Source organism: Bifidobacterium callitrichidarum, from assembly GCF_003129905.1.
Lineage (GTDB): Bacteria > Actinomycetota > Actinomycetes > Actinomycetales > Bifidobacteriaceae > Bifidobacterium > Bifidobacterium callitrichidarum.
On sequence record NZ_QFFM01000015.1, the window covers coordinates 74,748 to 82,333 of the forward strand.

Genomic DNA, 7,586 nt, shown 5'->3' on the forward strand with positions numbered 1-7,586 from the left:
GCCTACGGCCGGCCTCATGGTCGGCCTTTTTCAATCCCGCTTCAGGAATTTCGGCAGTTTGGCCGGTGCCTGCGCGAGCAGGGTGCCGATGAAGATGAGGGCGCAGCCGGCGTAACCGCGCGGGGTCATGACCTCGCCGAGGAAAATCGCGCCACCGACGGCGGAGAAGAACGATTCAAGACTCATCAGGAGGCTGGCTCGGGTCGGCGGCACCCACTGCTGGCCCACCACCTGCAGCGTGTAGGCGATGCCCACCGAGCCGATGCCCGCATAAAGGATCGGCATCCACGAGTGCGAGGCGCCAGCCCAGTCGACCGAACCTTCGATAAGCGAACCGGCCCAGCTCAATACGGCGGTGGTGCAGAACTGTCCGAACGAGAGCTTGATGGCGTCCACCTTGGCGCCCAGTTCGTCGATGATGAGGATGTGCGTGGCGAACAGCACGGCAGTGAACACCAGCAGGATGTCCGCGAGTCCCAGTGAACCGAATCCGTCCGTGATGCACAGCAGATAGAAGCCGGCGATGGACATCACCACGGCCGCTCCTACCAGCACGCCGATGCGGCGGCGCAGGAACACGAACGCCAGCAGCGGCACCATCACGATGTACAGGGCGGTCAGAAATCCGGCACGTCCGGCGGACTTGCCGTAGAGGATGCCGTACTGCTGCAGCGTACTTGCGGTGAAGAGCACCACGCCGCAGATCACGGAGACGATGATGGGATTGGCGAGCCATTCCTTCCATCGCGGGGCGGTACCGGTGGCATCGCCCGAAGTCAGTGCATTCGCAACGGAACCGGCGGCACTGGAAGGTCCCGCTGGTGCCGCACCGCCTCTCCCCCGCTGCCACAGCAGAATCGGCACCAGCGACAGCGCGCCCAACGTGAATCGGGTGGCGTTGAAGAACATCGGCGACATCGAATCCATGCCCTGGACCTGCGCCACAAACGCGAACCCCCAGATCAACGCGGTCAGCAACAGACAGAACATACCCAGGAACTCTTGTCTTCTCATGGTGTCCCAACCTAACCCGCCCGTGTGACGGGCATGAAAAAGCCCGGCCACATTGTGGTCGGGCTGTCGTTGCTGAATCCTGTTGAGAAATCTCGCTGCTAAGAAAGCAACCTCCGGGACTCCCCTCAGTCAGCTGCGCTGGCAGCTCCCATCAAAGAAGGGAGCCTTCGCGGCACAGCCGCTCACTTCGCCTACAAACAGTCCACCGGACTGTTTGCTTTACGGCTCAGCCCTCAGAGAGGGGAGCTGGAATATCGTCAGTCCCTGCTGCCGAGCAACTGGAGGATGTACAGGAACATGTTCACGAAGTCGAGGTACAGGTTGAGGGCGCACAGGATGGACACCTTCTTGACCATCTCGGGTCCATGCGATTCGTACTCGGTGAGCAGCGCGCGCGTGGACTGCGCGTCGTAGATGGTCATGCCGGCGAAGATGACCAGGCCGATGGCGCACACGATGCGGGTCATGCCGTCCACCGGCAGGAACATGAGCACGAGCTGGGAGACGATGAGCACCAGCAGCGCGACCATGAGAATCGGGCCCGCTTTGAGCATGTTGAACTTGGTGGTCAGGCCGAACATGGTGAGCGCGAAGAAGAACGCGGCGGTGATGCCAAGCGCGATGCCGATGGAGCCGAGATCGTAGACCATGAAGATGGAGCTCAGCGTGAAGCCCATGAGCGCGGCGTAGACGTAGAACATCACGCGGGCGGTGGAGGACTTCATCTTCGTCACGCGCATGCCAAGCACCACGGCGAGCGCCACCTGCGCGATGCACAGGCCGACGAGGCCGACCATGCCGGTGGCCATGAGGAAGGAGTAGTAGGCGCCGGTGATCTGGCCGAGCACGGCCACCACGGCGGTGACGATCAGGCCGATGGTCATCTCGCCGTAGACCTTGGTCACGGAGACGCGGCGGGCCTGCTCGTAGTTGTAGGCCATGGTGGTGTCCATGGCGGCGGTGCCGGAGCCGGCCGGCGCGTATTGGTAGCCGGCGTTCTGCGGGGCGTACTGGTAGTTCTGCTGGCCGTACTGTCCGTAGTCGGCCTGCGCATACTGCTGGCCGTATCCCGCCTGCTGCGCGGCGTTGTAGTCGGGGGTGTTGTATTGCGGGTTGTATTGCCCGTTATTGCGGGGCTGCTGACCGAATGTCATGATCGCTCCTTTGATTCGTTCCCGACCATACTAAGGGAACGAAGCTTACGATTTCATGAAAACATCTTCCGAGAGCGTAAAACGTCGTTTGACAATGACGCTTGACCGGCTTTTGCCGGATAACGAAAGGCTCTGTTACACCAAGATTGACATGAATACCATTGGACTACCCCTCAGTCAGCTTCGCCGACAGCTCCCCTGACAAGGGGAGCCAAGAATAAGGGGCATGTCAATCCTGGTTTACAGAGCCTGACGGAAGGCGTTTCGGCGCTTGGCCGGTCCTTGTCAGGGATGGGCCGAGGCAGGCCAGGCGCAATGAACGCGACAACGGCAGTCGCCGGCCTGATGGTGGGCGACTGCCGTTGTCATATGGATGAGGGCCCCACGCGGGTGCACTGGTGGAGGAAAGCGGGCTACTTGGTCAGGTCGTAGATGGTGACACCATCCACGGTCTGAGCCTCGAAGTTCTCGGCCACCCAAGAGGCGATCTCGCTGGCGGCGTCCGAACCGCCCATCTGGTTGCCGCCCATGCCACCACCGGAGATGTAGTAGTGGATGAGTCCCTGCTTGACGTAGCTTTTGAACTGTTCCAGCGTGGGTGCGGGGTCGGAGCCGTTGAAGCCGCCGATGGCCATGACCGCTTCTTCGCTGGCGAGCTGGTAGCTGGCCGCGTTCTGCGATCCGGTGGTGGCCGCGGCCCAACGGTACTTGCCGGCGTTCTTCTGGAGCATGGAGACGATCTCGCTGCTGGCGGTGCCTCCGCCGAGCAGTCCGCCGCCCATGCCGCCGCCGTTGCCGCCGGGGCCATGCTGCAATTGGCTGCCGGACTGGCCGTCGTCGGAGGAAGAGTTCGAGTCGTCGGACTGACCATTGTCACTGTCCGAACCATCGGACTGGCTGCCCGACTGTCCATCGGACTGGGACTGACCGTCACCATCCGAACCGTTCTGCTGGGACTGGCCCGGCATGCTCGGCGGCGCCTGGCCATCGCTCTGGGTGCCGGACTGACTATCGTCGCCCTGGCCATCGGACTGCGACTGGCTATCAGAGGATTGACCATCGGACTGCCCCGGCATGCCCATGCCGCCGGGACCGCCCTGACCGTTCGGTCCGCCACCCATACCACCACCGGGGCCGCCACCCATACCGGTGGAGCTGGTGACGTTTGGGCCGGCCGTGACGATCGAGCCCGTATGTCCGGTGGACACGGTGTATGCGGTCCAGGCCAGCGGGCCGGCGTACAGCGCCACGGCGGCCATCACGATGCCGACCACGCCCATGACGCCGATGACACGGTTCACGCCGGGGGTGCGCAGGAAGCGGAAGTCGCGCATCGGCACCGCGGCCACGGCCGTGCAGGCGAGCAGCAGTCCGGCGATGAAGCCGACGAACAATACCGCCACCTTGAGCCACGGCAGCCAGGTGGACCGGCCGAGCAGTTCCACAGCCCAGAACGTATTCACGAAGACCAACACCGCGGCCACGGCGCGGGCCCAGAACGTGTCTCGCTTGGACCACAGGCCCATGATGACGACGGCCACGAGCGCGGCCACGGCGGGCGCGAGCGCCACGGTGTAGTACTGATGGAAGATGCCGGCCATGAAGCTGAACGTGAGCCAGGTGACCACGAGCCAGGAGCCCCAGGCGAGCACACTGGCGCGGCGCAGATCGGTGCGACGGCTGTGGCGGGCCACGATGAGTCCGATGACGATGCCGGCGAAGGCCAGCGGCGCGAGCCAGGCGATCTGGCCGCCGTACTCGCCGTCGAACAGACGGCTGATGCCGGTCTGTCCCCACATGCCGCCGCCGTTGCCGCCGCCCGAACCGCCGGGCACCACGGCGCCGTTCTCATTGCCGGTGATGCGGCCGAGGCCGTTGTAGCTGAACGTCAGTTCGAGGAAGGAGTCGGTCTGGGAGCCGCCGATGTACGGACGGGAACCGGAGGGCACGATGACCGTCAGGGCGACCCACCAGCCGGCGGAGACGACCAGCGCGGCCACGGCGACGAGGCCGTCCACGATGCGGCGGAGGAACTTGGTGGGCGAGGCTAAGAGGAAGGCGAGCGCGAATCCGGGGACCACCAGGAACACCTGCATCTGCTTGGTAAGGAAGCCGAAGCCGATGCACACGCCGGCGAGCGCCATCCAGAGGGTGCGTTTGCGGTTGCCGGCGCGGGCGTCCGGGTATTCGAGCGAGCGCATCACTGCCGCGGTGGCGCTGGTCATGAGCAGCACGAGCAGGGCGTCCGGGTTGTTGAAGCGGAACATGAGCGCGGCCACAGGCGTGGTGGCCAAGGTGAGTCCGGCGATGATGCCGGCCCAGTTGCCCCACTGGCGTCGGATGGCGGCGTAGAGCACCCAGACGCTGGCCATGCCGCACAACGCCTCAGGCAGCAGGATCGCGAAGGAGCTCAGGCCGAAGACCCGCACGGAGAGGGCCATGAACCAGATGGATGCCGGCGGCTTGTCCACGGTGATGGCGTTGCCGGAGTCGAGCGATCCCCATAGGAATGCCCACCAGTCCTTGGAGCCGGCCTGGGCGGCGGCCGAGTAGAACTCGTTGGCGTAGCCGGAGGCGGTGAGGTTGACGAACATGATGATGGCGGTCAGGCCCATCATGCCGCCGAATCCGATCCAGTCGGCCGTGGTCCGTCGTTCGGCCACGCTGGTGCGGATCGTACGCACGGCGTGCGTGTCCACGAACCGGCCGCCCGGCATGGAGGAGAAGGCGGGGAGTCTGAACCGGCCGCGGGCCCGTGGGGTCGAGGTCGGTATGCTTGCGGTGCTCATAAGGGGTGACGATGTCCTTTCGGTTGTTCGGGCTGTTCAGGCTGTCTGCACTGTTCGCGCCGACTTGGTCTCAGGCCGCGGTGGCCAGGCGCATGCGGTTCAGGGTGCCGTTCATGCGCCACATGCCCTTGAGGTCCTTCTTGACCGTGTCCGGGATGTTGACGGTGGTGCCCGGATCCTCGATCCAGTGGACGGGGAATTCGTACATGCGCATGTTGGTAGCCTGGGCCAGCAGCAGCATTTCGGTGTCGAAGAACCATTCGTTGTCCTGGATGTAGGGCAGCAGGTGACGGGCGGCGTCCGAGGTCATGGCCTTGAAGCCGCATTGCGCGTCGTGGAAGGCGGCGCCGAGCAGGACGCGCAGCATGCCGTTGTAGGTGCGGGAGATGAATTCGCGTTTGGCGGAGCGAACGACCTGCGATTCGTCGAACAGACGGCAGCCGAAGGATACGTCGGCACCGCCGTAGAGCAGGGATCCGATGAGCACGCCGGTCTGTGCGATGTCCGTGGAGAGGTCCACGTCCATGTAGGCCACGGTGCGGGCCACGGACTCGCCCCAGGCGAGCTTCAGTGCGCGGCCGCGGCCCTTGGCGGCGATGCGGATGGCGCGCACGCGGTCCGGGTATTGGGCTGAGAGCCGGGAGGCGATGGACCAGGTGTCGTCCGTGCTGGCGTTGTCCGCGATGACGATCTGCCAGGTGTAGGCCCATCCTTCGATCTGGCTGGTGGCCAGATGGTTCATGAGGGCGAGCACGGAATCGGCGAGCTGCTCCTGCTCGTTGTAGACAGGGATCACGATGTCCGCGTCCACGGTGCGGGGTTGGCCGACGCGCTCGGCGATGGTGGAGGCCGGACCTCCGGTGATCGTGGAGGCGGGGGCCGGGGCGTTGTTCGTAACGGTGAGGAGCTTGTCGTGGCCGTTCGTGGCCAGGGGCTGCGATGTCGCGGCAGCGGGCGTTGCGCTTGCGGTGTTCATGACTCTTATGAAACCGCCGGTTTCCTAGCGCCGTCTTAGCCGTACGTAAAGCTTTTCGGGCAGTCACGGAAAAGCGGGCTCCACGTTTCCTGAATGCTTTCTGGACACGTGGAGCCCGCTACTGCTTTGCGGGACGCCGATGACGTCGTCCGGCAGCTCCCCTCAGCCGGCTTCGCCGCCAGCTCCCCTCAGAGAGGGGAGCCAGAACGATGCCGGCATCCGTTCATATAACGTAACGGGAGTCATGCGTAAATGAAACCGCGAGAACGATCAATCATTGAGATGCTGGACGGCGTAATCGGCTTCCTCGGCGGTGAACTTATCGCCGTATTCGCTGGTGAGCTGGTCGCGGATGGCCTCGGGGGACATGGCCATGGTCTCCTGGTAGCTTTTCGCCTTCGCCAGCGCGTTCGCGTTCCAGTCGGCCTTGACGTTGTCGATGGCGTACTGGGCGGCTTCGGCGGAGAACTTGCCGCCGTATTCGCTGGTGAGCTGGTCGTAGATACCCTGCTTCGACATGTGCATGGTGTCGGAGTAGGACTTCGCCTGGCGCAGGGCGGACTGGTAGTCGGCGGGGACCTGCGGGGTCTGCTGGGTGTCGTTCTGTTCGGTCTTGGTGTCGGCACCGGCATTGGATTGACCGTTATCGGTGGCGGCCTGGTCGTTTTCGGCCTCGGACTTGGGGCCCTGGCTGGTGGTGTTCTGCGCGGACTGGCTGCCGGTGTCGCCGGAGGTGCCACCCATCTGGCTGCCGACGGCGGCGAGCAGGATGACGACGATCACCCAGAACCACCATCGTTTCCATATCGGCTTCTTGGTTTTCCCGGCGGGGACGGGCTGAGGATGCTGGCGGGGCTGCTGGACGGGTTGCTGATCGGTTGGCGCTGTCATGGCTTCTTCTTCCTTCTTGAAGTTCCCGCGGCCACACCCCTGCCTGTGGTCATGGATGCGGACGCGGGACGATTGCCTATCCCCTGCGACGCTACCGAATCGCAGGCCGTCCCGTCAGTGGACGAACGGTCATTCCCCGCTGCCCTTTCGGGCAGGATCGGGCCTCCCAAGGTACCCGCATGTCCAGTAGCGCCCGGATGCGGGCCGCCATACAGTGGGAGGCATGACGAATCCGCAACGCTCCCCCATGCCCGCGTCCGACCGTCCCCGGACGACGCGGCCGAGCCCCGCGCGCCCGACCCCGAATCCCGGAGACGGCGCCGGGCGCTCCGGTCGTATGTTCCGCAATGGCAAGGCCGCGGACATGGACGACGTGCCGGTGAGGACCCAATCCTGGTGCACGGTGGTCATGGTGCCGTTGGCGAGCTTCATGTGCTTGGCGCAGACCTCGTTCTTCGCGCAGAACTTCGAACAGGACTCAGCAGGCTTCATGCTCATGGTGCTGTGTTCGCTGGTGGCGCTGCCGTCCGGCTTCCTGCTGCTTGCCCGGGTCGAGTATCCGGAGCCGACGTTCTGGATCGCCTGTGCCTTGGTAGCGGTGTTCCCCTTCGATTCGCTGGTCGTGCTCATGGCGCTGACCTCGCTGCTGGCCCGTAGATCGGCCCGGAAAATCAGTGTTCGCGCGGCGATTGCGGGCACGCTGGTGACGGTGTGGTCGCAGGTGCGTGACGCCCTGCAGCCGCCGCACGCCTCGATCTGGCA

General features: G+C 64.6%; 5 protein-coding genes and 1 pseudogene. 1 reads left to right on the forward strand and 5 read right to left on the reverse strand.

All coding sequences use genetic code 11. The features are described 5' to 3' along the window. Window positions 1-30: 30 nt before the first annotated feature. The 5 genes from DF196_RS08345 to DF196_RS08365 form a co-directional block, all read right to left on the reverse strand. The gene (locus tag DF196_RS08345) at window positions 31-990 is read right to left on the reverse strand and encodes a DMT family transporter (protein WP_109057387.1); all 960 of its coding nucleotides are present in this window, start codon (window positions 988-990) and stop codon (window positions 31-33) included. Between the two features lie 281 nt (window positions 991-1,271). Further along, window positions 1,272-2,168 (reverse strand): Bax inhibitor-1/YccA family protein, encoded by an 897-nt coding sequence (locus DF196_RS08350; RefSeq protein ID WP_109057388.1) that lies wholly within the window; start codon window positions 2,166-2,168, stop codon window positions 1,272-1,274. Window positions 2,169-2,581: 413 nt separating this feature from the next. Further along, on the reverse strand, window positions 2,582-4,957 hold the full coding sequence (locus DF196_RS08355; RefSeq protein ID WP_170115023.1) for an ArnT family glycosyltransferase: 2,376 nt from the start codon (window positions 4,955-4,957) through the stop codon (window positions 2,582-2,584). Window positions 4,958-5,027: 70 nt separating this feature from the next. Beyond that, a complete protein-coding gene (locus DF196_RS08360; RefSeq protein WP_109057389.1) occupies window positions 5,028-5,933 on the reverse strand; it encodes a dolichyl-phosphate beta-glucosyltransferase in 906 nt (301 codons plus the stop codon). A 270-nt stretch (window positions 5,934-6,203) separates the two neighbouring features. After that, window positions 6,204-6,824 (reverse strand): Ltp family lipoprotein, encoded by a 621-nt coding sequence (locus tag DF196_RS08365; protein WP_193852570.1) that lies wholly within the window; start codon window positions 6,822-6,824, stop codon window positions 6,204-6,206. Window positions 6,825-7,188: 364 nt separating this feature from the next. On the opposite strand from DF196_RS08365, the pseudogene DF196_RS08370 reads away from it, so the two are divergent. Next, window positions 7,189-7,586 (forward strand): annotated as a pseudogene (locus tag DF196_RS08370) (sensor histidine kinase); the annotation flags it as partial.

Coding starts and splice junctions, on each gene's coding strand:
- DF196_RS08345 (WP_109057387.1), bottom strand. CDS start 990: ATGTTCTGTCTGTTGCTGACCGCGTTGATCTGGGGGTTCGCGTTTGTG.
- DF196_RS08350 (WP_109057388.1), bottom strand. CDS start 2,168: ATGACATTCGGTCAGCAGCCCCGCAATAACGGGCAATACAACCCGCAA.
- DF196_RS08355 (WP_170115023.1), bottom strand. CDS start 4,957: ATGAGCACCGCAAGCATACCGACCTCGACCCCACGGGCCCGCGGCCGG.
- DF196_RS08360 (WP_109057389.1), bottom strand. CDS start 5,933: ATGAACACCGCAAGCGCAACGCCCGCTGCCGCGACATCGCAGCCCCTG.
- DF196_RS08365 (WP_193852570.1), bottom strand. CDS start 6,824: ATGACAGCGCCAACCGATCAGCAACCCGTCCAGCAGCCCCGCCAGCAT.